A 22,139-nucleotide genomic window follows, 5' to 3' on the forward strand; every position below is an offset into this window, starting at 1 on the left:
ATCAGGGCATCGTCCGCGAGGGGACGGCTCAGCACCCGCAAACCGAGGCGAGCTGAATGCCGGTCAAGGCCGGGCTTATAGAGGAAGGCCTGCCTTAAATCTAGGGCTCTGGGCCGGAAAATGCGCCCGAAAAGGACCGGAAATCAGCGATTCTCCCGCCAGCAGGTCGAAAGCGAGCTGGCCTGCGCCCTCGCCACATAGGTCCCGGCCAGCCGCCGGACACCCGGTCCCGGCGTCCTGGCGCTGCGTTTGACCGGATTCGGCAGGATCGAGGCCAGAAGCGCCGCCTCCCGGGGGGAGAGGTTCGCCGCCGATTTGCCGAAGGCATAGGCGCTGCCCGCCTCGGTCCCAAACTGGCCCTGTGGTCCCAGCTCAGCGATGTTGAGGTAAATCTCCAGGATCCGTGCCTTGGGCAGCACGAGATCGATCCACAGCGCCAGCGGGAATTCCAGCGCCTTGCGGACGAAGTCCCGCCCCTGCCAGAGGAACAGGTTTTTCGCCACCTGCTGGGTGATGGTGGAAGCGCCCCGGAACGGGGTGCCGTCCTCCCGGGCATCGTCGACCGCCTCACGCAGCGCCCCCCAGTCGATACCGTGATGCTTGCAGAAATGGGCGTCCTCGGCCGCCACCACCGAGCGTGGCAGCGAGGGCGACATCGCCGCCAGATCGATCCATTCCCGCTGCATCGGCGCACCCCGAAGCGAGCGCCAGATCATCAGCGTCGAAACGGGATGGCCGGCGCGGTAGAACGGCGCGACGACATAGGGCGCGAGAACCGCGACCGCGAGCACCAGGAGAAGGATTTTGACGACGCGCAAATCAACCTTTCCGGCGCAGAACGAAACGCGGCCACGGGCCCGGCATTAAGTCTGTGATAATTCGGGCCTTTTCCAGCACTTTTTAGGCCTTCCAAACGATTGACTGAGGCGGGCGCATAAAGGATTGTCCCGCCGAATTTTAGTTCTGGAGCCCTTCTTGATGACCGGCACGTCCCCGTCCGATTTCGCCAAACGTCTGGACAAGACCGCTGATGACACCGAGGCGCTGCTCGGGCGCCTGCTGTCGGACGACATCCTGCCCGATGAGATCGCCCGGCCCAAGCGACTGATGGACGCAATGCGCTATTCGAGCCTCAACGGCGGCAAGCGCCTGCGGCCCTTCCTGGTGGTCGAGAGCGCGGCCGTGTTCGGCGTGCCGCGCGAAGCCGCGCTGCTCGTCGGTGCGGCGCTCGAATGCATCCACTGCTACTCGCTGATCCACGACGATCTGCCGGCGATGGACAATTCGGACCTGCGCCGCGGCCGTCCGACCTTGCACAAGAAGACCGACGACGCGACCGCGATCCTCGCCGGTGACGGCCTCCTGACGCTCGCCTTCGACATCATCACCCGCGACGAGATCCATCGCGACGCCAATGTCAGGCTTTTGCTGACCCGCGCACTGGCGCGCTGCGCCGGCATCGGCGGCATGGTCGGTGGCCAGATTCTCGACCTTGCCGGCGAAGGCCGCTTTGGCGGCAACGAGCCGATCGACGTCGCCCGCATTCAGCAGATGAAGACCGGCGCGCTGCTGCGCTACGGCTGCATCGCCGGCGCGATCCTCGGTCAGGCCTCGCAAAAAGAATATCAGGCGCTCGACGATTACGGCCGCGCGCTCGGTGAAGCCTTCCAGATCGCCGACGACCTGCTCGACGTCGAAGGCGATGCCGCCGCGCTCGGCAAGCCTGCCGGCGCCGATGCAGCTCTCGGCAAGACCACCTTTGTCACCCAGCTCGGCATCGAAGGCGCCAAGCAGCGCGTGCGCGACCTGCTCGCGCGCGCCGACAGCGCGGTCTCGATTTTCGGCGATCGCGCCGCCGTGCTGCAAGCGGCTGCGCGGTTCGTGGCCGAACGGAAGAGCTGATAGCGCGATGGCGGGCGGCAACAAGGAAGACCCCGCCCTCGCCCGCTTTCGCAAGATGTCGCGGCCGATGCGGCTGATTTATGCGCGTCCGCGGACGTTCATGTCGCTTGCCGTTGGTATTCTCGTCTGCCTGCTCATCCCGGGTTCGCACCGGCTGGTCACGCGGCTTCTGTTCGGCTGGGATGCGTTGATCGCCGTTTATCTGGTGCTGGTCTACGCGATGATGCTGTGCAACGACCACCAGCACATCCGCCGCGCCGCAGCGATGCAGGACGACGGTCGCTTCGTTATCCTGCTGGTGACGGCGATCGGCGCCTTCGCCAGCATCGCCGCGATCGTCTCGGAGCTTGGAACGCCGCATCGCGGCGTCCTGGAGCTGAGCATCGCAATCACCACCATCGTATTGTCATGGGCCGCCGTGCACACGATCTTCGCCCTGCATTACGCGCATGATTATTACCGGCACGCCACGCCGGGCGGCCTTCAGTTTCCCAGCGGCGACAAGGAAGACCACGCGGATTATTGGGACTTCGTCTACTTCTCGTTCGTGATCGGCATGACCGCGCAGGTCTCCGATGTCGGCATCTCCGACAAGACCATCCGCCGCACCGCCACCGCACACGGCATCGTCTCATTCATCTACAACACGGCCTTGCTGGCGCTGACCGTCAACATCGCGGCCAGCGCGATCTCAACTTGAACTCACTTCCGCAATCCTAATTACAGACCTCGGCATTGGCATCATTGCCGGGGCCGCCGCCGCCGCGATATTCGAGATGGCAGCCGCGGTTGACCGGACGGCAGCCGCCGTTATTGCAGAATAGCTGTCCGCCACTCGAGGGGCGGCTGGCGCCAGCAGCAGCAGCAATGCCGGCAGCGCCAAAGCCGCCAGCTGCTCCGGCAGCTTCACCGCCGGCTTGACGACGCTGCCGTGCGGGACGCTCGTCGCCGTCGTCACGCTTTGCAGTCGCAGGCTTGGCGGGCCTGGCGGCACGCTGCTTCTCGCACTCGTTGTCGTCGTTGAGCGCATAGCCATCACGGCAAACGATCCTGGTGCACTTGTCGCCGTCGGCCTTGAAGCCGTGCTCGCAAACCAGCGGACAGACGCGCGACTGTTTCGACTTGACCGTGTCGAGTGCATCGGTGCTCGCCACCTTCACGTCGAGCTTGGTGCCGGCATAACGGTTGAACTGCGACAACGAGCGCTGTGCGGACGGGGTCCAGTTGCCGTCGGCGGCGCCGGAGAAGCAGCCGACGCGGCCGAGCTCGGTCTGCACCGAGCGGCTGAGATCGGCCGGCGCGATGGCCGGCGTCAGCGACGCGACGTTGGTGCCGGCTGGGCTCGCCGTGCTGGCGGGCGCTGCACTCGGCGCCGCGGCGGCGAGATTGACGCGCTGCTGCTCGGCGGCGGCCGCCTGCTGCTGCGCCTGCTCCTTGGCCTTTTGCGCGGCAAGCTGGACCTGCTCTGCGGCCTTCGCATCGGCGGCTGCCTTGGCCTGCGTATCCTTCTGCGCGCCAACCGCGGCGAGACGATCGCGCTCGGCCTCGGCCTGCTTGGCCTTCTCGGTGGCCGCCGCATGAGCCTGTTCGGCGCCGATTTTTTCGACCTGAAGCTTGGCGAGGCTCGCATAGAAGCCGTCGGGATGCTGGGCAAGGAAGGCATCCCACGCCGGCCTGTTGCCGACCTGGAGCGCGAGTTCGTAATCGCGGCGGATGTCAGCCTGAGGATTCGGCGCGGGCGCAGCGGCAGCCGCAGCGGTCACCTTGACCGGCACCAGCGGAACGTCTTCGCCGCCGAGCGAGCCATAGACGAACGGCTCCTGCTTGTTACCTGTCGACTTGAGCACGTCGTCGCGCACGAAGCCGAAGGCGCGGCGGACGTCGAGGCCGGGCGTCGTCAGATGCTTCGACAGCGCCACGGTGAAGGGGCTGTTCGCACCGTCGCCGTCCTGCGCCGTGAAGCCGGCCTTGGCCGAATAGGCGATCAGCGTGTTGGAGCTGGTCGGCTCAACCTGGGCGAGGCCGCGGCCGATGCCGCGCGAGGCGACCGTGCGCTTCATGGTCTTGCCGAACGGATTGTCACGGCAGGCATCCAGGATCACCAGGCGAAGCTGCTTGGCCGGTTCGACCGCGACCAGGACGCGGTCGAGGGAGAGCGCCTCGTCAAAGACGTCGGTGTCACGCTCCAGCTTGGCGTCGACAGGGATCAGATAATTCGAGCCTTCGACCTCGATGCCGTGGCCGGCATAATAGACTACGGCGATATCGGCATCGCGGGTCCCGTCGGCGAATTCGCGCAGCACGCGCCGCGTCTCCTGCGCCGTCAGATCGCGCCGGGAATCGACGATGTCGAACCCGGCCTCCTTCAGCGTCCTGGCCATCACCGAACCGTCATTGACGGGGTTCGTAAGCGACGGCGCATGCTGATAGGCGGAGTTGGCGATCACCAGCGCGACGCGCTTCCCGGCGAAAGCGGGCCCGGTGCCGAATAGCAGCGCGACGACGAGGAGAAGTGGGCAAAGTCTGAGCAATTGGCGCATGACACGACTTCCGGGTTCAGGGCATTTCAAGCCCCTTTGGGATGGCTTTAGCAGGATCCGCCGCAAGCGCTTGTGATGGAGGTCACGAAGGTGGCGCCAGCGGCAGGCCGAAAGGCCCCTTTTGTTTGTCGCGCCAGTCCGGGCGCGGTTCGCCGAGAAACAATCCCACAGCAGGTTCCCTCAGGCATCTCCCACGTGGCCCCGATATTGCGGCAGATTATCCGTAATCTCGTGCCAGGGCGCCTTCGAGCCAACGAAAATGTGGGCGTTGGGTCGGATCGAGGGGGCATCGACCAGGGTTCCCATGGCGACATGGACCCATTTTCCCTCGCGCACGCGGGAATAAAGCAGCGAGCCGCAACGGGCGCAGTGGGCGTCGTGGGTGGTGTCGTCACCGTAGATGGTGCGCTGGTTCTCGCCCCTGACGATGCGGAGCTTGCTCTGCTCAATGCCGGCGAACGGCTTGAAGGCGGCGCCGGTGGTGCGGCGGCAATCCGAGCAGTGGCAGTTCATCGCATAGGAGAACGCGTCCGCCACCTCGTAGCGCACGGTGCGGCAGTAGCATTCGCCGATCAGGAAGGAAGCGTTCGAATTCTCTGATCCGGTCATCACAGCGTCCTTGCGCCAATGGTACGGACACCATAGCGCATTTTGACGTGTACGACTAAGTTCGCCCTGAGCCATCATTCAAAGGGATGACCATGAGCCAGAACCGTTCGAGCGTCGAAGCCGTCGTGCAATCTTACTTCGACGGACTTTACGAGGGCGATGCCGAAAAACTCGGCGCCATCTTCCACCCCTCCGCCGATTTGCGCTGGGTCGAGAAGGGCGAGCTGCAGGTGCTGACCCTGCCGGACTGGCTCGACCGCGTGCGCAAGCGTCCCTCCGGCAAGGCCGAAGGCAAGGCGCGCGAGGATTTCATCGTCACCATCGACCGTTCGGACGACAAGACCGCCTTCATCAAGGTCCGGTGCCAATTGCCGCCGCGTTTTTTCACCGACTATCTGGTGGCGATGAAGCTCGCCGACGGCTGGCAGATCGTGTCGAAATCCTATCGGTATGACCTGCGGGAGTGAGGGGCGCGACCTTCCGCTGCCCGAAATCGGGCGCACTTGTCCCACATCCTCCGTCATTACGAGCGCAGCGAAGCAATGACGATGCGGATGGAGTGCATGCCGCATCTCCACCCCGCCCCGTCTCGCCCAAGAGTTCCCCATGCTTCTCGACCGCCGTTCGCTGCTCGCCTCGCTGTGCTGGATGGCCGCCTCCCCTGCGCTCGCCGCGGACGCGCAGCCTGAGCTCGAAACCTATGAGCGCGAGAGTGGCGGCCGGATCGGGGTCTATGCCGAAAACCTCGCGACCGGCGCAAAGCTCGCCTGGCGCGCTGACGAACGGTTCGTCATGTGCTCGACATTCAAGGCTTCGCTGGCGGCTTGCGTCCTGGCGCGGGTCGATCGTGGCGAGGATCAGCTTGCGGCCATGATCCCGTACGGCAAGGCCGACCTGCTGGAGTACGCACCGGTCGCCAGGCAGAACATTGCCGCCGGCGCAATGTCGGTCACCGAGATGTGCAAGGCGATCGTCGAGCTCAGCGACAACACCTGCGCCAATTTGCTGTTGGCACGGATCGGCGGCCCCGCCGCGCTCACGGCATTCTGGCGCTCACTCGGCGACACCACCTCGCGGCTCGACCACAATGAGCCCGAGCTCAACCGCTCACCGCCCGGTGATCCCCACGACACCACGACGCCGGCGGCGATGGCAGGCAATCTGCGCCGGCTGCTCACGGGCGAGGCGCTGTCGGCCACCTCGCGCGCGCAGCTCACGGAGTGGCTGGTGGGTTGCAAGACCGGCGCGAACCGGCTGCGTGGCGGGCTCCCCGCAAGCTGGAAGATCGGCGACAAGACCGGCAACAACGGCAAGGACGCCTCCGGCGACATCGCAGTGGCCTGGCCCAAAATCGACACGAAGCCCGATGCACCGATCCTGATCGCGGCCTATACTCAGGGCGGCACGCCGACCGCGGCGCAGATCGAAACCGTGTTCGCACGCATCGGCCGCATGGTGGCCGAGCGGCTGGTGTAGGCCGCACGCATTGACGTTGCGACCGCTTCCGGGTGAAGACAGATCATCATGGAAGCGAAATTTCAGACCTTTCTCATCCTGCTCGCCGTGCTGGCGGGCACCGCGCTTGTCGCCCGCCGCTTCAACATCGCGCCTGCCATTCTGCTGATGCTCTCCGGCGTCGGCCTCGCCTTCGTGCCGGGCATGCCGCCGATCGAGCTGCCGCCGGAACTGGTGCTGCTGATGGTGCTGCCGCCGCTGATCTACTCGGCGAGCGTCGCGATGAGCTGGCGCGAATTCAAAAAGAATCTTCGTCCGATCGTGCTGCTCGCGGTCGGCGCGGTGATCTTCACCACAGCGCTGGTCGCAACCGCCACGCATTATTTCATCGGCCTGCCCTGGACGATCGGCTTCCTGCTCGGCGCCATCGTGGCGCCGCCCGACGTGGTGGCGCCGCTCGCGATCGCGCGCCGGCTGCACTTGCCGCGCAGGCTCATGGTCATCCTCGAAGGCGAAGGGCTCGCGAATGACGCCACCGCGCTGATCCTCTACCGCTTCGCGCTCGCCGCGATCATGGTCGGGCATTTCTCGCTGCCCCTGGCAGGCGGCGAGTTCTTGCTCATCGTCGCTGGCGAGATCGCCTTCGGCATCGGTGTCGGCTGGCTCTCCCTACGGTTCCGCAAATGGTCGGGGGATCCGCAGGTCGAGCTGACACTGTCGCTGATCACGCCCTACGTGTCCTACTGGCTGCCCGAGCATCTCGGCGGCTCCGGCGTGATCGCCACCGTCGCCTGTGGTCTCTATGTGAGCTGGAACGGGCCGCTGCTGATCTCGGCATCGACGCGCCTGCAAGGAATCTTCTTCTGGGACCTCGTGATCTATCTGATCGAGGGCTTGCTGTTCCTGCTCACGGGGTTCCAGATGCGCGCGCTGTACGAGAAGTCGAAGGCGTTTCCGCTCGACGACATCATGATTGCGACTGCCGTGGTGCTGGCGGTCGTCGTGATCGCGCGCTTCGCCTGGCTCTATCCCGCGACCTATCTGCCGCGGATGCTCAGCAAGTCGCTGCGCGCGCGCGATCCGTCACCACCATGGCAATGGCCGTTCGTGCTTGCGTTCACCGGCGTGCGCGGCGCGGTGTCGCTGGCGGCGGCGCTGGCGCTGCCGTTCACGCTGCCGGGCGGCGAGGCCTTTCCGTTTCGCGACCTGGTCCTGTTCGTCGCCTTCGGTGTCATCTTCATCACGTTGATCGGCGTCGGCCTCACGCTGCCTCCGGTGGTGCGTTGGCTCGGTGTCGCGGAAGCCGGTCGCAACGAGCATGCCGCCGAGCACGAGTCCGAGATCGCAGCACGGCGCCAGGCCCTCGATGCCGCCCTGAAGTCACTCGACGCGCTGACCGAGGAGAAGGACGTGTCGGACGAGGTAATGCGGCTCCTGCGCGCGCGACACGAGATCCGGGTCAACCAGCTGCCCGATTCGCTCGAGCCCACCCACCACGACGTCTCCGCCGCCGGCACCGCCCTGACTCGGGACCTGATCGCCGCCGAGCGCAAATTCATCCACGACCTGCTGCGCGACGGCCAGATCACCGACGAGACGCGCCGGAGGATCGAGCGGGATCTGGACCTGGAGGAGGCGAGTTTGGCGAACCGGGAGTATCGAGGCGGGCCGCTATAGATTCTCGTCATTGCGAGCGTAGCGATCTACCGTCTCTCGCAAAACTCCCTCATCGCCACCGCCACGGCGCCCGCAATGATCTCCTGCCGCTCCGGCGAGTTCATCGCCATCTCCTCGTCGCGGTTGATGATGGAGCCCGCTTCGAGCAGCACTGCGGCGCTGCGGGTTTGCGAGAGCACGACGAGCCCGTCATAGCGGTAGACGCCGACATCCTTGTCGAGCAATTGGCGCCGGTAGCGGCCCATCACCGGCAGGGCATATTGGCCGGCATAATGCAGGTCCTGATCCTTTAGCTGCCGGCCGATCATCCGGGCCAGCATCAGGCTCGCAGCGTAGTGCGGATTCCGCTGCGACACGAACAGAGAGTGGCCCGAAAAGCGGTCGCTGAAATAGCTGTTCGCGCCGTCGAACTCCCAGGTCTCGATCAGCTTGTCCGGCACCGAATCGTGATGGATCGACAGGAAGAGATCGGCCCGGGCGTCATTCGCGGTGCTGACGCGTTTGAGCAGGCTCGGCCGCGCCTTGCCGGCCGTGACGAGCAGGCGGGCCGCGGCAAAGCCTTCGGCTTTGAGCTTCGCCGTGATCAGACCTGCAAGCCGGAAGTTGAAGCCGAACTCCGTGTCGTTGCGTGCGCTCAACGCGCCGTAGGAGTCCGGGGTGTGCCCGACATCCACGACGATCCGGAATTTCGACATCTCACATTTGACCGGCGCGTGCGGCGGCTTGGGCTTCACGATTTTTCGCGCGATAGCAGCATGACCGGTGCCTGCAGGCGCCAGCGACCATAGCAGGATCGACGCGACCAGCGTCGAGACGAGACTTGCGATGATACTGCGCGGCTGCCCCAAGTGCTACTCCGCTGCCGCTGTTCGCGGCCGGCCGACAAAGCCTATGACGTCGCCGAAACGCTCCAGCATCACCGCGGAAAGGTCCTTGGTCTTGCTGGTGACGCAGGCGCCCGAGCGCACGGCGTAGCGATCCTGATGTGCGGCGTGCGGCGGCGGCTCGCCCTGCTGAAGCGCCCGCGCCAGCTCCATCACGACTTTCCGGAAATGCATGATACCGAGATCGGTCGGTCCGAGATGCTCGCGGCTGCGGTCGGCGATCGGGCCCTGGCTGTCCTGCACGGCCGCATCCTGTTCGGAGACGCCCTTGATGCCGGTGTAGCTCCTGGTCTTCTGCAGCTTGCGGTGGATCAGATAGTCGTTGCCCTTGTGGCGCAGCGGCACGTAATTGTCGCCGACCTCCGCGATCACGCCATTGCCGCGGTCAAAGGCGTCACGCTCGGCTTGCGTCAGCGGCCGCTCCGGATTCCAGGCATAGGTGTAGATCCAGCAATTGGTGTCGGTGACGGGCACGAAGGTCTGGCCAAAGATGTTCTCGCCCGGCATCGCGCTCGGGGCATAGGCGTGGAACGGCATCAGGAACTGCGCAATGCGCCAGTAGATGTCATCGCGGCCCGTGAGCCGCCCGCCGGCGATGGTGAGGCCCGCATCGTGCGGAGCGATCTTGATCACGGGACGCGGGTCTTCGGCGATCCAGCGCATGTGATCGCTCGACATCCGCGCGATCGGATTCACAAAATCCTTCTTGATATCCAGAATCTCGTTCTCCTCCTTGTCGAAGGAGAGATGGGCGAAGGTGAAATGCGCGGTGTCGATCGAGCCTTCCAGCGCCTGCACCCAGTTGCAGTCCTGCCATTTCTTGCTGACGTACCGGTGCGAGGCCGGCAGCAGCGCCATTTCGAGATCGGGCAGCTCGGGCATCGCGTCCGCGGGACCCATATAGGCCCAGATCATCTCGCCCCATTCGCGCGCCGGATAGGATTTGATGCGGATGAGATCCTTGGCGTTGAGATCGGGATAGGAGGTCGGCATGTCGACGCACCTTCCATCGGTGTCGAACTTCCAGCCATGATAGACGCAGCGGATGCCGCATTCCTCGTTGCGCCCGAGCCAGAGATTGGCGCCGCGATGCGGGCAGTACTGGTCGATTAATCCGACAACGCCGCGGGTATCGCGGAAGGCGAGCAGCTCCTCGCCGAGAACGATGATCTTCTTCGGCTCGCCGTCGGGCTCGGGGAGTTCTTCCGACAGCAGCACGGGGATCCAGAACCGGCGCAGCAGCTCGCCCATTCCCGTTCCAGAGCCCGATTCCGTCAGGAATTTGTTGTCCTCGGCGCGGAGCATGGAAAATCCTCCCGACGGTCTTTGTTTTCGGCAAGATTGGCGCGGACGCGGGAATACGTCAACGCGGAACGCGGTGCGCAGGCGGGTTAAACCGGCCGCTCCCCCTTCACCGTCACGCGCGTGCCGGAGCGCGTGTGCGGCCAGTAGTCCCACATCGCGCGGTGCTGGGTGCAGCGGTTGTCCCAGAAGGCGATGGCATTCTCGGTCCAGCGAAAGCGGCACTGGAACAGCGGATTCTCGGCGTGCTGGTAGAGATAGGCAAGCATCGCATCGCTCTCGTCGCGCGGGATTCCGTTGATGTGGCGGGTGAAGCCGCGGTTGACGTAGAGCGCCTTCTTGCCGGTGACCGGATGCGTGCGCACCACGGGATGCTCGGCACTCGGATAGGACGGGCGGTCGGCGACGCCGTAATTGGCGTAGAGCCCGCGATAGATCGGCTCGCCGTCATGCAGCGCGATCAACCCGTCGAGATAGGCCTTCATCCGATCCGATAGTGCCTCGTAGGCGGCATACATGTTGGCGAAGAGCGTGTCGCCGCCGCGCGGCGGGCACTGCTTGATGTAGAGGATCGAGCCCATCGGCGGCTCGAGATCGCAGGATACGTCGGAATGCCAACCCTCGCCGTTGGCGCGCGGCGAATTCGCATCCGCATAGATCTTCATCAGCGCCGGGTCTTCGTCCTCATGCGGCGCGGCAGGATGGAAATGCAGCTCGCCGAACTTACGGCCGAAGGCGAGATGCTGTTGTGGCGTGATGGTCTGGTCGCGGAAGAAGATGACGAGGTTTTCGGCGAGCGCGCGATGGACCTCGTCCATCTGGCGGTTGGAGCGGGCATCGTCGGAAACGAGCTTGCCGATGTCGACGCCGGAGATTTCCGCGCCGATGATCGGGGTGAGCTTTTCGACCGCGATGGTCTCGTACGGCACGCCGTCGTCCGTCGCGTGGCGATAGCGCGGACCCTGCTTGCCGGTGAGTGAGCTCATGGCGTGTCTCCCGATCGTTTGATTGGGAGCATGGTAGCGCGCAGTTAAGGATGTGCAATCTGCATTGCAAACACCGCCCGTCGTCCCGGACAAGCGAAGCGCAGATCCGGGACCCATAACCACAGGATTTGGTTTGGCGAAAACTCGGAGCGACAGCTCGTTCTAACCACCAATCCTGTGGTTATGGGTCCCGGCCTCCGCCGGGACGACAGCTCAGTATGAGGCGCGAGCGGAGCAATACTACTCCGCCGCGGTCACCGGCACCTTGACGCCCTGGCCGTAGCGCTGCTCGATGTAGTCGATCACGAGCGCCTTGAAGTCGGCGGAGATGGTCGGGCCGCGCAGGGTGCGGAACTTCTTGCCGTCGACGAACACCGGGGCAGCCGGCGCTTCGCCCGTGCCCGGCAGCGAGATGCCGATATTGGCGTGCTTGGATTCGCCGGGGCCGTTGACGATGCAGCCCATCACCGCGACGTTGAGCTCTTCCACGCCGGGATATTTCGTCTTCCAGGTCGGCATCTCGTCGCGGATGAAACCCTGGATCGATTGGGCCAGCTCCTGGAAAGTGGTCGAGGTGGTGCGGCCGCAGCCGGGGCATGCCGCAACCAGCGGCACGAAGGTGCGGAAGCCCATGGTCTGCAAGAGCTCCTGGCCGACCTGCACCTCACGGGTGCGGTCGCCGCCGGGCTCCGGCGTCAGCGATATCCGGATGGTGTCACCGATGCCCTGCTGCAGCAGGATGCCCAGCGCGGCGGAGGAGGCGACGATGCCCTTGGTGCCCATGCCGGCTTCGGTGAGGCCGAGATGGATGGCGTAATCGGAACGGCTGGCGAGAACCTCGTAGACCGCGATCAGATCCTGCACCGCCGAGACCTTGGCCGACAGGATGATGCGGTCCTTGGGCATGCCGAGCTCTTCGGCGCGTGCCGCCGAGAGCAGCGCCGACTGCACCATGGCTTCGCGCATCACCGCGCGCGCATCGCGCGGATTGGCCGAGGCGGTGTTCTCATCCATCAGCCTGGTCAGCAGCTCCTGGTCGAGCGAGCCCCAATTGGCGCCGATGCGGACCGGCTTGCTGTTCTTGTTGGCGATCTCGATGATGTCGGCGAACTGGGTGTCGCGCTTGTCCTTGAAGCCGACATTGCCGGGATTGATGCGATATTTGGCGAGCGCCTCGGCGCAGGCCGGATAGGCCGCGAGCAGCTTGTGGCCGATATAGTGGAAGTCGCCGATCAGGGGCGTGGTGAGACCGAGCTTGAGCAGGCCGTCGCGGATATGCGGAACGGCAGCTGCCGCCTCCTCGCGGTCGACGGTGATGCGGACCAGCTCGGAACCGGCGCGGGCGAGCGCTGCGACCTGGGCAATGGTGCCGTCGATATCGGCTGTGTCGGTGTTGGTCATCGACTGCACGACGATCGGCGCACCGCCGCCGACGGCAACGTCGCCGACCTTGACCTGGGTGGTGTGATGACGCGGCGCAGGCCCCGCGATGTCGGAATCGATGGTGTTTTCGAGCTTGTTCATGGCGTCCAAATATCAGGTTTTGGTGACGTTCAGCAATGCATCGCGCGGCGCCGCCGCGGATTGGCCGGGACGGTTAACCAGAAAAAGCCCAGCAATTACAAGGACCGCAGCGGCCCCGAATGTCAGGCTCAGGGTGTCGTGCATGATGAAATAGCTACCCACCACGCCAAACAAAGGGGTGATGAAGGTAAAAGCCGACAATTTGCTGGCCGAATAGGTCTTCACCAGTGCGAACCAAAGCGTGAACGTGGTTCCTACCACCCAGATGGCCTGGAAGGCCATCAGGCCCAGCGACAGCGGCGACGGGGTGTGGGGGATGGTCTCCCCGAACAGCCAGGCGGCCGTGCCGAGGATCGGGATCGAGGTCGCGACCTGATAGCCGAGTGCCTTTTCAGGCGCCGCGAAGCGCAGCCGGGTGCCCTTGGCAACCAGCGTGGTCGCCGCCCACAGCGCGGCGCCGCCGACGATCATGAGGTCGCCGAGCAGAACATGCGAATCGACGTTGGGCTGCGGCACGCCGATCGCGAGTGCGACGCCGGCAAAGCTGATGGCGAGCCCCAGCCATTGCGTCCCGCCAAGTCGCTCGCCGAGCACCTGGTAGGAGCCGAGCGCAACGAAGAACGGCGCGGTGTAGAGGAACACGACGGCCCGCGATGCCGGTGTGAAACGCAGGCCCTGAAAGATCAGCACGAACTCGATGCCGAACATCAGTCCGGCGATGACGCCCGGCTTCCAGGTGCCGTCGCGTTCGAAGAATTTAACGCCGCGCAAGCTGCCGATGATGAACAGCACCGGCAGCGCGCCCATCGAGCGGAACGTGGCCTGAAGCATCGGCGGGATGTCCGGCAGCACCAGTTTCACTGCGATCTGGTTGAATCCCCAGGTCAGGCACAGCATGAGCATCAGGGCGATGGCGCCGGCACTGAGGGGACGACCGGCGGACGGTATGGCTTGAGGTGAGGACATTTCTTCCTGAAAAACCGGCTTTGCGCCGTTGTTGCTCTATGCAGCTTTCTGACAATGCGCACAGACGCCCGTGATTTCCACCACGGACAATTTGGGAGCGAAGCCTGAGTTGCGCGCGGCGGCGTTGAGGTCCCTGGCGAAGGAAGCCGACGGAATCTCACCGACCAGGCCACAGCGCTCGCAGATCAGGAACGTCACCGCCGAGGTCGCGTCGTGGTCGTGAGCGGCGCAGGCGAGATAGGCGTTGCGGCTTTCGATGCGGTGCACGAGGCCGTTGGCCATCAAGAAATCGAGAGCACGATAGACCGTGATCGGCGCCGGCCGCGGCATCGACTTTGCCAGCTCGTCGATCACCTCATAGGCGCCGAGCGGCCGGTGGCTCGAGAGCAGCGCCCCCAGCACATGGCGGCGTATCGGCGTGAATTTCTGCGCGCGCTCTCCGCAGACGACCTCGGCATGCGCCAGCGCATCCGCGGTGCAGCGGCCGTGATCGTGGTCGGGCGCGGGAAATGCCGGTTTTGCGAGGGTCATGCGACCGGCGTTCTAGCATTTCGAAAGGGGAACCCAAAGCGGCACCGGCGATGCGGCCATCAGCCATGCTCGGCCTGCGGGACAGTGTCCCGCAAACCCGCCATGAAATAATCATAAGCTTGCTTATTATATTCCAAGCTTATTGGAGACCAAGCTCATGAGCCCAGGGCCCGTGGACCAGAACTTCCTGTTTACGCTCGCCGAGCTCTATCGCCTGCTCCGGGTCTATGCCGACAAGGAAGCCTCGCGCTTCGGCATCACCCGCGCGCAATGGGCGGTGCTGGCCAAGGTCGAGCGCAGCGAAGGCATGAAGCAGTCGGAGCTCGCCGAGCTTCTCGAGGTGCAGCCGATCACGCTGACACGCCTGATCGACAAGCTCTGTGACAGCGACTGGATTGAGCGACGCAACGATCCGTCGGACCGCCGCGTCAAGCGGCTGTACCTGAAGAAGGCCGGGCGGCAATTGCTCGGGCGGATGAGCGGGCTGAAATCCGAGCTCACGGCCAACGCGCTCGACGGCATCACTCCGGCGGACGCCCACCGCCTCCTCACCCAACTCGAAACAATCAAGGAAAACGTGCGGTCCGCGATCCAGACCAGCGGAGCGGAACAAGCGCGTAAGGAGCAGCGCTATGGCTGATCAGGTTCTCAAGTTCCAGCCCGAGCAGAAAATCGACGGCGGCAAGCCCACCAAGAAAGCCGGCACCAATCCGCGCCGCCGCCTGCTGGCGGGCCTGCGCCGCTACCGCCGCGTGCTGCTTCTGGTCGTGCTGCCGATCGTCGTCGCGGTGGCCGGCTTCACCTTCTATCTCAATGGCGGCCGCTATGTCGGCACCGACGATGCCTATGTCGGCGCGCAGAAAGTGCTGGTGACCCCCGATATCTCCGGCAAAATCCAGAAGGTCGTCGTCAAGGAGGGCCAGATCGTCAAGCACGGCGACGAGCTGTTCGAGATCGACCCCGCTCCGTTCCGTCACGCATTGGAAGAAGCCAAAGCGCAACTCGCCCAAGCCCGCATCACCTATGACAATCTCGTTGCCAACATCAAGATCTACGGCGACATGCTCAATCTCGCCCAGCAGGGCATGGACCTGAAGCAGCGCGACGTCGAACGCAAGCAGTCGCTGGTGAAGAACAATTACGGCTCGCAGCTCGATCTCGACAACGCGTCGAATGCATTGGTGACCGCCGGCGCGCAGGCGCAATACATCAAGCAGCAACTCTCCAATGCCAAGACGCAATTGCTCGGCAATCCCGAGTTGCCGCTGGAGCAATTCCCCGCCTACGCGCAAGCGAAAGCCAAGCTGGACGATGCCCAGCGCAACCTCGACCACACCGTGCTGCGCGCGCCGATGGATGGCGTGGCAACACAGGTCGAGCAGATCCAGCTCGGCCGCTACGTCGCCGCCGGCACGCCGGTGTTCTCCATCATCGACGTTGCCCATCCCTGGGTCGACGCCAATCCGAAGGAGAGCGACCTCACCTACGTCACCGAAGGACAGCCGGTCACGCTCGAGGTCGACGCGTTTCCGAACCATATCTTCAAGGGCAAGATCGGCTCGCTCTCGCCCGGTACCGGCGCGCAATTCGCGATCCTGCCGCCGCAGAACGCCAGCGGCAATTTCGTCAAGGTGGTGCAGCGCGTGCCGATCCGCATCTATTTCGACGAGACCGACAAATCCGTGCGCAAGCTGAAGGCCGGCATGAGCGTCTACGCCACCATCGACACCGGCCACCAGCGCACGCTCGCCGGCCTGCTCGGCCTGTCGGCGACCGCGAGCCAAGACAAAGATCAGGACAAGGACTAATCCTATGGCGGAGTCCAATCCCGCCCTTATGGTTCCCGGCCTGCGCCGGAACATGGTGACGATCTGCGCCATGACGGCAACGATCATGCAGGCGCTGGACACCACCATCGCCAACGTCGCCCTGCCCTACATGCAGGGCACGCTGTCGGCCTCGCAGGACCAGATCAACTGGGTGCTGACCTCCTACATCGTCGCCGCCGCGATCATGACGGCACCGGTGGGCTGGATCGCCAACCGCTTCGGCCGCAAGCGCATCTTCATCATCTGCTCGGCCGGCTTCACCATGGCATCGGTGCTGTGCGGGCTTGCGCAGGACATCAACCAGATGGTGCTATTCCGCCTGCTGCAGGGCGTGTTCGGCGCGGCCCTGGTGCCGTTGTCGCAATCGGTGATGCTCGACTATTACACGCTCCAGGAACGCGCCAAGGCGATGTCGATCTGGGGCATGGGCGTGATGATGGGGCCGATCATGGGTCCCTCGCTCGGCGCCTGGCTGACCGAGACTTATTCCTGGCACTGGGTGTTCTTCGTCAATTTGCCGTTCGGCGCCATCACCGTGATCGGGCTGATCATCTTCATGGACGAGACCCGGAAGGATCTCAGTCTCAGGTTCGACTGGTTCGGCTTCGCGGCGCTGGCGGTCGCGATCGGCTCGCTTCAGCTCGCGCTCGACCGCGGCGAGCAATTGGGCTGGCTCGAATCGGGTGAGATCCTTGCCGAGTTCATCGTCTCGGCCGTCGCTTTCTACTTCTTCATCGCGCACTCCTTCACGACCTCGACGCCGTTCATCCGCTTCGCGCTCTTCAGGGATCGCAACTTCGTCACCGGCTGCATGTTCATGGTCGTGATGGGTCTCGTGCTGTTCTCGACCATGGCGCTGGCCTCGCCCTACATGCAGAACGTGATCGGCTATCCCATCATCACCGCGGGCCTGCTGCTGGCGAGCCGCGGCTTCGGCACCTTCTTCGCCATGATGCTGGTCGGCCGCATGATGCGTTACATCGAGGCCCGCACGCTGATCATCACCGGCCTGACGCTCACCGCGGGCTCGCTGTTCCAGATGACCGGCTGGACCGATTTGACCCAGGTGCCGGAGATCGTGACCGTCAGCGTCATCCAGGGCTTCGGCTTCGGCCTCGTCTTCGTGCCGCTATCGACGGTGGCGTTCCTGACCTTGTCGAACGAACTGCGCACCGACGGCACCGCGATGCTGACCCTGATGCGCAACGTCGCGAGCTCGGTGGGCATTTCCGTCGTCATCGCCCAGTTGACACAGGGCACGCGGCGGACCTACGCGATCCTGTCCGAGCACATCAACCCGTTCAACCACGCGCTCCAGATGCCGAGCGTCAGCGGCATGATCAATCTCTCCACCGACGCCGGCCGCGCCATGGCCGATCGCATGGTCAGCGTGCAGGCGCAGATCATCGCCTTCGCGCACGACTACGAGCTGGTGATGTTCTTCATCCTCTGCACGATCCCGCTCGCCCTGCTGATCGGCTCGACCAAGGCCACCCTGCGCAAGCAGGCGGCCGGGCCGGAACATGCGGTGATGGAGTAACGCTGTGGCGCGAGCAGTTACAAAATCTCCTCGCAGCCCAGATCCTCGACCGCCATCATCACCCGCTCCAGATTATTCCACCAGATCACCGGCGGGATGTTGATGCTCCATTGCCAGACCGGTTTGGTGATGTGCCAGAGCACCGACCAGCGATAGTCCTGGTCGAGCGCGCCGCGCGTATAGCCAGTGACGCCGTGCGCGATCAGCGTGTCGTGGTAATGGTTGAGCAGAAGGCGTTCGAACGCCTGCCGGCGTTCCGGATACCAGTGCAGCGCCATCATGTAGGCGAGATCGTGGGTAGGAACGTTGATGCGCCAATGATCGAAATCGAAAATGCGCACAGCGTCAGCGATGCCCGCGCGTGGCAGCAGGAAATTGCAGGTATGGGCATCGCCGTGAGCGATGGTCACATGGCGATGTGAATGGTAGCGTTGCAACAGTTGCTCGGCCTTGTCGATGAAGCGCCGATACAGGGTCCGCCGCTCCTCACTGAGGCGATCACCAAGCAAATCGGCGAAGCGGTCGTAATGGCCGGCGAATGTCTCTATCAGACTCGCCGTATCATCAAGGCTCATCCAGGTGCCGATGGTGTCGCCGAGACCCGGATGGTCCCACCAAGATGCATGCCAGCGGGCGAGCGCCGTTACGATCGCCATCGCCTGATCGCGTGAGGGCGGCAATGGCCAGTCAGCTGCAACGTCATGGCTGTCGGTGAGATCTTCGAGCAGAAGATGCCAGTCCTGGCTCTCCTCGTCGAAATGACCATCGTAGCAGCACGGCACGATCTGCGACGGCATATTCGGCGCAAGATGAGTGTAGAAGGCCACTTCCTGCCGACCGGAATTGGCCAACGCCTTGGCGTAGGTCGGATGCGGCATCTTGAGGATGACGGAGGGCGGTGCCCCGGCGGATTCCCCGACATAGCGCAGCCCAAGGCGGATGACCTGCGACACCATGGCCGGGTGCTGATGCAGCACCTTCACTTCGCGCACCGCGCCAGCGTCCAGTACGCCACTCCTGCGCAGCGCAGCCGTCAGCTGGGCGGGCTCAACGACCGCTGGCAATTGTGGAGGTGTCATAACCACGATGCCCCTGTCCCGCGTCACACTGCACGATCACGGCCGCAGGCGCCAGCGAACGACCCCGCGCCCGACTCAAGCCGCCGCTGTCGAGTCGCGCACCGTCCGGACCACGACCGACCGGAGCTGTTCGAGATTGGCCGCCATGCCGGCGATCGCCTGTCTGACCTCCGCGGCGCGCTCGTTCACGGAGGCGGCGTCGCGGCTGACATCACCGATCTTGGCCGAGACCTCCTTGGCCGCGGAAGCCGATTCGGAGATCGACCGCGTGATCTCTCGCGTCGCCGCGTCCTGCTCTTCCATCGCGGCGGCAACCGAGGTGGCAACGCCGTCGATCTCGACGATGTGACCTCCCATGGTTTCGACGGCATCGACTGCGGCCTGCGTCGAGGCCTGGATCTCGGCAATCAGCCGCGCGATCTCCTCGGTGGATTTGGCGGTCTGGTCGGAGAGGGATTTCACTTCGGCGGCGACCACCGCGAAGCCACGGCCGGCCTCCCCGGCGCGCGCCGCCTCGATCGTAGCGTTGAGTGCCAGCAGATTGGTCTGGCCGGCGATGCCGCCGATGAGGTCGGAGACCTCGGCGATCTTCTTCACTGATCCGGCCAGCGTCTGGATGGTCGAGCGCGCCTGTTCCCGACCAGCGACCGCCGATTTCGTCACCGTGCTGGTCCGCGCGACCTGGGTTGCGATCTCGCGGATCGAAGCACTGAGTTCTTCAGCTGCGGCCGAGACGGTCTGCGAGCTGCCGAGAGCCTGGTTGGAGGCGGCTGCGACCGCCTGCGATTGTGTCGAGAGCGACCTTGCGATCTCGGACAGACTGGAGGCGGCACGCTCCACGCCTTGCGTCGCGGCGCTCGCGGTGTCGACCGAGCGGCCGGTCTCGCGCTCGACGGTTTCGGCCATCTGGTGCAGGGCGCCGCGCTTGGCGAGCGCCGCCTCCTGCGCCTTCTGCAACTGCTCCTCGCGCAGGCGGGAATTCTCGACCGCCGCCTGCTTGAACACCAGGAGTGCGCCCGCCATCGAGCCGACTTCGTCCTGCCGGTGCGCGAAAGGGATGTCGGCGGCGAGATCGCCGGTTGCGAGCTTTTGCATCGTGCTGGTCATGCGCACGATCGGGCGCATCACGCCGAGGGCGACGCCGAGCAGGCCCGCCGCAATGAAGGCGAGGACGGCGGCGGAGACGCCGAGGAGGATATAAAGCATGGAGCTGTCGCGGTCCGCGGCCAGCTTCTCCATGTCGGCATTCTGCTTGTTGGCGCTCTCGACGATGCTGTCGATGACGGCGCGGTGCGCGGTGTAGGCGTCCTTGAGCTGCGCGTAGGCGCGCTCGGAAGCGGCCGTGTCCTTGGCCTTGAGGGCGGGGAGGAGCTGGTCGGACAACAGCTTCCAGAACTTCTGCACCTCGGCGTCGGATTTCGACACCAGGGCCGTTTTCAGGTCGGCCGAGAGGCTGGAGGTGACCCAGAACGCCTTGCGCTCGTCGTAGTCCTTGCGGAGCTGGACCAGGCGTTCGCCATGGGCCGCCAGTTGGTCGGGCTCGCGCATGGCGAGCGTGGCCTCGAGATAGGCCTCGATCACATATTCCGGCGGCGGCAGGATGTCGGCGATGAGATCATTGCCGAGCTTGATGTCGGAATAGAGCGGGCCGCCGACCTTGAGCTCTTTCAAGGCGTAAAGGCTGGTGGAGACCACGGCGGTGAAACCGATCGCCAGAACGATGCCGAAAGCAATGATTGCGGAAGAAAGCGAAAGGCGAATTTTCATGGAACAATCCAATGGGTCGCGCTGAATCCCACGGACCCTAAAGGATTACGGTAAACACGGGATTGCGTCGCGCGGAAATTGCATCGCACGAACTCCGAAAAAGTACGGGAAACGGCGTCAGGTGAACGGTTTCGGGCAGCGAAATCAGGCCCGTCCTCCGCTGTCGTCCCGGATCGGCGCTCCGCCTGTCCGGGACGAGGCTGGGATCACACGTCGAAAAACACCGTCTCGTTGTCGCCCTGAAGCCGCAGATCGAGCCGGTAAACCGGCTTGCCGGCCTCGCGCACTGCGGTCAGCGTGGCGCGGCGGTCGGCCGGCACCACCGCCAGCACGGGATCGGCGGCATTGCCGGCCTCGTCGCTGAAATAGATGCGGGTGTAGAGATGCCGCAGCATGCCGCGGCCAAACACCGCAAGCAGGATATGCGGTGCCTGCGGCTTGCCGTCGGGATCGGGCACCGCACCCGGCTTGATGGTTTCAAAGGAATAATTGCCGTCCTTGTCCGTGCCGCAGCGGGCAAAGCCGCGGAAGCTCGCATTCGGCAGCGCGCGTTTGTCCTGCGGATCGGCAAAGCGCCCCTGCGCGTCGGCCTGCCAGATCTCCAGCATGACATCAGGCACAACGACGCCATCGCCGTCGAACACGCGGCCCTCGATCCGGACGCGATCGCCGGTGACGTCGGGCGTCAGGGTCGAGTTGGTGAACGCATCGTTCCAGGCATACTCGCCGGTCGGCGTCAGGCCGTATTTGAAGAACGGGCCGACGGTCTGCGACGGCGTGATCCCATTGTCCTGCACTTAACGGTTCTCCATAGGGGTGGCGTTCTTGCCGCGCAGCACAATGTCAAAGCGGTAGCACAGCGCCCATTCGGGCTGGGTGTTCTCGAGATCGAACGACGACACCATCCGCGCCCGCGCCTTTTCGTCCGGCACCGAATTGAAGATCGGATCGAACGGGAACAGCGGATCGGCTGGGAAGTACATCTGCGTCACGAGACGCGTGACGAAGGAATGGCCGAACACCGAGAGATGGATGTGTGCGGGACGCCAGGCGTTGTGATGGTTGCCCCAAGGATAGGCGCCAGGCTTGATCGTGACAAAGCGATAGTAACCGGCGGCGTCGCTCACGGTACGACCGGCGCCCGTAAAGTTCGGATCGAGCGGCGCCGGATGCTGGTCGCGGACGTGAACGTAACGGCCGCAGGAATTGGCCTGCCAGATCTCGACCAGCGAACTCGGCACGCCGCGGCCGTCCTCGTCGCGCACATGGCCGTGCACGATGATGCGTTCGCCGAGCGGCTCGCCGGTGTGTTGCGTGGTGAGGTCGTTGTCGCCCTCGCGCACGGTCTCGTGGCCGTAGACCGGGCCGGTCAGCTCCGACAGCGTATGGCGCATCGGGATCAAGGGCTTGTTCGGAGCGCGCTTGATCGAGCTCTTGTACTCGGGCGACAGCGGCAACGGATGCGCCGTGTTGGTGTCGACGGGATAGATGAATGTCATTGGCGAACTCCTCCCCCGGCCCTTTTCCGACCGGTCTACGCTTCCGCCA

General features: G+C 64.5%; 21 protein-coding genes. 8 read left to right on the forward strand and 13 right to left on the reverse strand.

What is annotated here, in order from left to right; translation table 11 throughout:
- Positions 1-143: 143 nt before the first annotated feature.
- The gene (mtgA, locus tag IVB48_RS27310; protein WP_247404726.1) at positions 144-818 is read right to left on the reverse strand and encodes a monofunctional biosynthetic peptidoglycan transglycosylase; all 675 of its coding nucleotides are present in this window, start codon (positions 816-818) and stop codon (positions 144-146) included.
- Between the two features lie 160 nt (positions 819-978).
- Between mtgA and IVB48_RS27315 the strand changes: the two genes are divergently transcribed.
- Both IVB48_RS27315 and IVB48_RS27320 read left to right on the forward strand, forming a co-directional pair.
- Positions 979-1,902, forward strand: coding sequence for a polyprenyl synthetase family protein (locus IVB48_RS27315; protein ID WP_027566019.1), 924 nt, complete (start codon positions 979-981; stop codon positions 1,900-1,902).
- A 7-nt stretch (positions 1,903-1,909) separates the two neighbouring features.
- A complete protein-coding gene (locus tag IVB48_RS27320) occupies positions 1,910-2,602 on the forward strand; it encodes a DUF1345 domain-containing protein (RefSeq protein WP_027566020.1) in 693 nt (230 codons plus the stop codon).
- Between the two features lie 16 nt (positions 2,603-2,618).
- Here IVB48_RS27320 and IVB48_RS27325 read toward each other — a convergent pair whose 3' ends face one another.
- Together IVB48_RS27325 and IVB48_RS27330 are read right to left on the reverse strand one after the other, a co-directional pair.
- Entirely contained in the window at positions 2,619-4,442 is a 1,824-nt protein-coding gene (locus IVB48_RS27325) for a caspase family protein (RefSeq protein ID WP_247404729.1), read from the reverse strand.
- Positions 4,443-4,622: 180 nt separating this feature from the next.
- Positions 4,623-5,051, reverse strand: a complete 429-nt coding sequence (locus tag IVB48_RS27330; protein ID WP_247404732.1) for a GFA family protein — start codon at positions 5,049-5,051, stop codon at positions 4,623-4,625.
- 92 nt (positions 5,052-5,143) lie between these two features.
- Between IVB48_RS27330 and IVB48_RS27335 the strand changes: the two genes are divergently transcribed.
- The 3 genes from IVB48_RS27335 to IVB48_RS27345 all read left to right on the forward strand — a co-directional run bounded on the left by IVB48_RS27335 (position 5,144) and on the right by IVB48_RS27345 (position 8,183).
- Positions 5,144-5,518, forward strand: a complete 375-nt coding sequence (locus IVB48_RS27335) for a nuclear transport factor 2 family protein (protein ID WP_247404734.1) — start codon at positions 5,144-5,146, stop codon at positions 5,516-5,518.
- Between the two features lie 139 nt (positions 5,519-5,657).
- Positions 5,658-6,527 (forward strand): class A beta-lactamase, encoded by an 870-nt coding sequence (gene bla, locus IVB48_RS27340; protein ID WP_247357516.1) that lies wholly within the window; start codon positions 5,658-5,660, stop codon positions 6,525-6,527.
- Positions 6,528-6,575: 48 nt separating this feature from the next.
- Positions 6,576-8,183: a Na+/H+ antiporter gene (locus IVB48_RS27345; protein WP_247404736.1), complete on the forward strand. Its 1,608-nt coding sequence runs from the start codon at positions 6,576-6,578 to the stop codon at positions 8,181-8,183.
- Between the two features lie 26 nt (positions 8,184-8,209).
- On the opposite strand, the gene IVB48_RS27350 is transcribed toward IVB48_RS27345, so the two are convergent.
- The 6 genes from IVB48_RS27350 to IVB48_RS27375 all read right to left on the reverse strand — a co-directional run bounded on the left by IVB48_RS27350 (position 8,210) and on the right by IVB48_RS27375 (position 14,376).
- Entirely contained in the window at positions 8,210-9,031 is an 822-nt protein-coding gene (locus IVB48_RS27350; RefSeq protein WP_247404738.1) for an N-acetylmuramoyl-L-alanine amidase, read from the reverse strand.
- A 3-nt stretch (positions 9,032-9,034) separates the two neighbouring features.
- The gene (locus tag IVB48_RS27355; RefSeq protein ID WP_247404739.1) at positions 9,035-10,372 is read right to left on the reverse strand and encodes a Rieske 2Fe-2S domain-containing protein; all 1,338 of its coding nucleotides are present in this window, start codon (positions 10,370-10,372) and stop codon (positions 9,035-9,037) included.
- 86 nt (positions 10,373-10,458) lie between these two features.
- Positions 10,459-11,355 (reverse strand): TauD/TfdA family dioxygenase, encoded by an 897-nt coding sequence (locus IVB48_RS27360; RefSeq protein ID WP_247404741.1) that lies wholly within the window; start codon positions 11,353-11,355, stop codon positions 10,459-10,461.
- Positions 11,356-11,595: 240 nt separating this feature from the next.
- Positions 11,596-12,879 carry a flavodoxin-dependent (E)-4-hydroxy-3-methylbut-2-enyl-diphosphate synthase gene (gene ispG, locus IVB48_RS27365; RefSeq protein WP_247404745.1) on the reverse strand — a complete coding sequence of 428 codons (1,284 nt, stop codon included), beginning with the start codon at positions 12,877-12,879 and terminating at the stop codon, positions 11,596-11,598.
- Positions 12,880-12,891: 12 nt separating this feature from the next.
- The gene (locus IVB48_RS27370; protein WP_247404749.1) at positions 12,892-13,845 is read right to left on the reverse strand and encodes a DMT family transporter; all 954 of its coding nucleotides are present in this window, start codon (positions 13,843-13,845) and stop codon (positions 12,892-12,894) included.
- A gap of 36 nt (positions 13,846-13,881) precedes the next feature.
- Positions 13,882-14,376, reverse strand: coding sequence for a transcriptional repressor (locus IVB48_RS27375; protein WP_247404752.1), 495 nt, complete (start codon positions 14,374-14,376; stop codon positions 13,882-13,884).
- Positions 14,377-14,533: 157 nt separating this feature from the next.
- On the opposite strand from IVB48_RS27375, the gene IVB48_RS27380 reads away from it, so the two are divergent.
- Genes IVB48_RS27380 through IVB48_RS27390 form a run of 3 tightly spaced genes read left to right on the forward strand, consistent with a single transcriptional unit; the run spans position 14,534 to position 17,745 of the window.
- Complete coding sequence (locus tag IVB48_RS27380; RefSeq protein WP_007598134.1) at positions 14,534-15,016, forward strand: MarR family transcriptional regulator; 483 nt, start codon at positions 14,534-14,536, stop codon at positions 15,014-15,016.
- Entirely contained in the window at positions 15,009-16,184 is a 1,176-nt protein-coding gene (locus IVB48_RS27385) for an HlyD family secretion protein (RefSeq protein WP_247404755.1), read from the forward strand. Before IVB48_RS27380 ends, IVB48_RS27385 begins: the two co-directional genes overlap by 8 nt.
- A 4-nt stretch (positions 16,185-16,188) precedes the next feature.
- Entirely contained in the window at positions 16,189-17,745 is a 1,557-nt protein-coding gene (locus IVB48_RS27390; protein ID WP_247404758.1) for an MDR family MFS transporter, read from the forward strand.
- 17 nt (positions 17,746-17,762) lie between these two features.
- Here IVB48_RS27390 and IVB48_RS27395 read toward each other — a convergent pair whose 3' ends face one another.
- The 4 genes from IVB48_RS27395 to pcaH form a co-directional block, all read right to left on the reverse strand.
- Positions 17,763-18,851, reverse strand: coding sequence for an ecdysteroid 22-kinase family protein (locus IVB48_RS27395; RefSeq protein WP_247404761.1), 1,089 nt, complete (start codon positions 18,849-18,851; stop codon positions 17,763-17,765).
- 48 nt (positions 18,852-18,899) lie between these two features.
- The gene (locus IVB48_RS27400; protein ID WP_027566036.1) at positions 18,900-20,591 is read right to left on the reverse strand and encodes a methyl-accepting chemotaxis protein; all 1,692 of its coding nucleotides are present in this window, start codon (positions 20,589-20,591) and stop codon (positions 18,900-18,902) included.
- Positions 20,592-20,797: 206 nt separating this feature from the next.
- On the reverse strand, positions 20,798-21,388 hold the full coding sequence (pcaG, locus tag IVB48_RS27405; RefSeq protein WP_027566037.1) for a protocatechuate 3,4-dioxygenase subunit alpha: 591 nt from the start codon (positions 21,386-21,388) through the stop codon (positions 20,798-20,800).
- Positions 21,389-22,090 (reverse strand): protocatechuate 3,4-dioxygenase subunit beta, encoded by a 702-nt coding sequence (gene pcaH / locus IVB48_RS27410; protein ID WP_247404763.1) that lies wholly within the window; start codon positions 22,088-22,090, stop codon positions 21,389-21,391.
- Between the last annotated feature and the right edge of the window lie 49 nt (positions 22,091-22,139).

It is taken from the genome of Bradyrhizobium sp. 76 (assembly GCF_023073025.1).
GTDB lineage: Bacteria > Pseudomonadota > Alphaproteobacteria > Rhizobiales > Xanthobacteraceae > Bradyrhizobium.

Coding starts and splice junctions, on each gene's coding strand:
- IVB48_RS27380 (WP_007598134.1), top strand. CDS start 14,534: ATGAGCCCAGGGCCCGTGGACCAGAACTTCCTGTTTACGCTCGCCGAG.
- ispG (WP_247404745.1), bottom strand. CDS start 12,879: ATGAACAAGCTCGAAAACACCATCGATTCCGACATCGCGGGGCCTGCG.
- IVB48_RS27320 (WP_027566020.1), top strand. CDS start 1,910: ATGGCGGGCGGCAACAAGGAAGACCCCGCCCTCGCCCGCTTTCGCAAG.
- IVB48_RS27400 (WP_027566036.1), bottom strand. CDS start 20,591: ATGAAAATTCGCCTTTCGCTTTCTTCCGCAATCATTGCTTTCGGCATC.
- IVB48_RS27345 (WP_247404736.1), top strand. CDS start 6,576: ATGGAAGCGAAATTTCAGACCTTTCTCATCCTGCTCGCCGTGCTGGCG.
- IVB48_RS27375 (WP_247404752.1), bottom strand. CDS start 14,376: ATGACCCTCGCAAAACCGGCATTTCCCGCGCCCGACCACGATCACGGC.
- IVB48_RS27330 (WP_247404732.1), bottom strand. CDS start 5,051: ATGACCGGATCAGAGAATTCGAACGCTTCCTTCCTGATCGGCGAATGC.
- IVB48_RS27385 (WP_247404755.1), top strand. CDS start 15,009: ATGGCTGATCAGGTTCTCAAGTTCCAGCCCGAGCAGAAAATCGACGGC.
- bla (WP_247357516.1), top strand. CDS start 5,658: ATGCTTCTCGACCGCCGTTCGCTGCTCGCCTCGCTGTGCTGGATGGCC.
- IVB48_RS27355 (WP_247404739.1), bottom strand. CDS start 10,372: ATGCTCCGCGCCGAGGACAACAAATTCCTGACGGAATCGGGCTCTGGA.
- IVB48_RS27390 (WP_247404758.1), top strand. CDS start 16,189: ATGGCGGAGTCCAATCCCGCCCTTATGGTTCCCGGCCTGCGCCGGAAC.
- IVB48_RS27360 (WP_247404741.1), bottom strand. CDS start 11,355: ATGAGCTCACTCACCGGCAAGCAGGGTCCGCGCTATCGCCACGCGACG.
- IVB48_RS27325 (WP_247404729.1), bottom strand. CDS start 4,442: ATGCGCCAATTGCTCAGACTTTGCCCACTTCTCCTCGTCGTCGCGCTG.
- pcaH (WP_247404763.1), bottom strand. CDS start 22,090: ATGACATTCATCTATCCCGTCGACACCAACACGGCGCATCCGTTGCCG.
- IVB48_RS27335 (WP_247404734.1), top strand. CDS start 5,144: ATGAGCCAGAACCGTTCGAGCGTCGAAGCCGTCGTGCAATCTTACTTC.
- IVB48_RS27315 (WP_027566019.1), top strand. CDS start 979: ATGACCGGCACGTCCCCGTCCGATTTCGCCAAACGTCTGGACAAGACC.
- IVB48_RS27370 (WP_247404749.1), bottom strand. CDS start 13,845: ATGTCCTCACCTCAAGCCATACCGTCCGCCGGTCGTCCCCTCAGTGCC.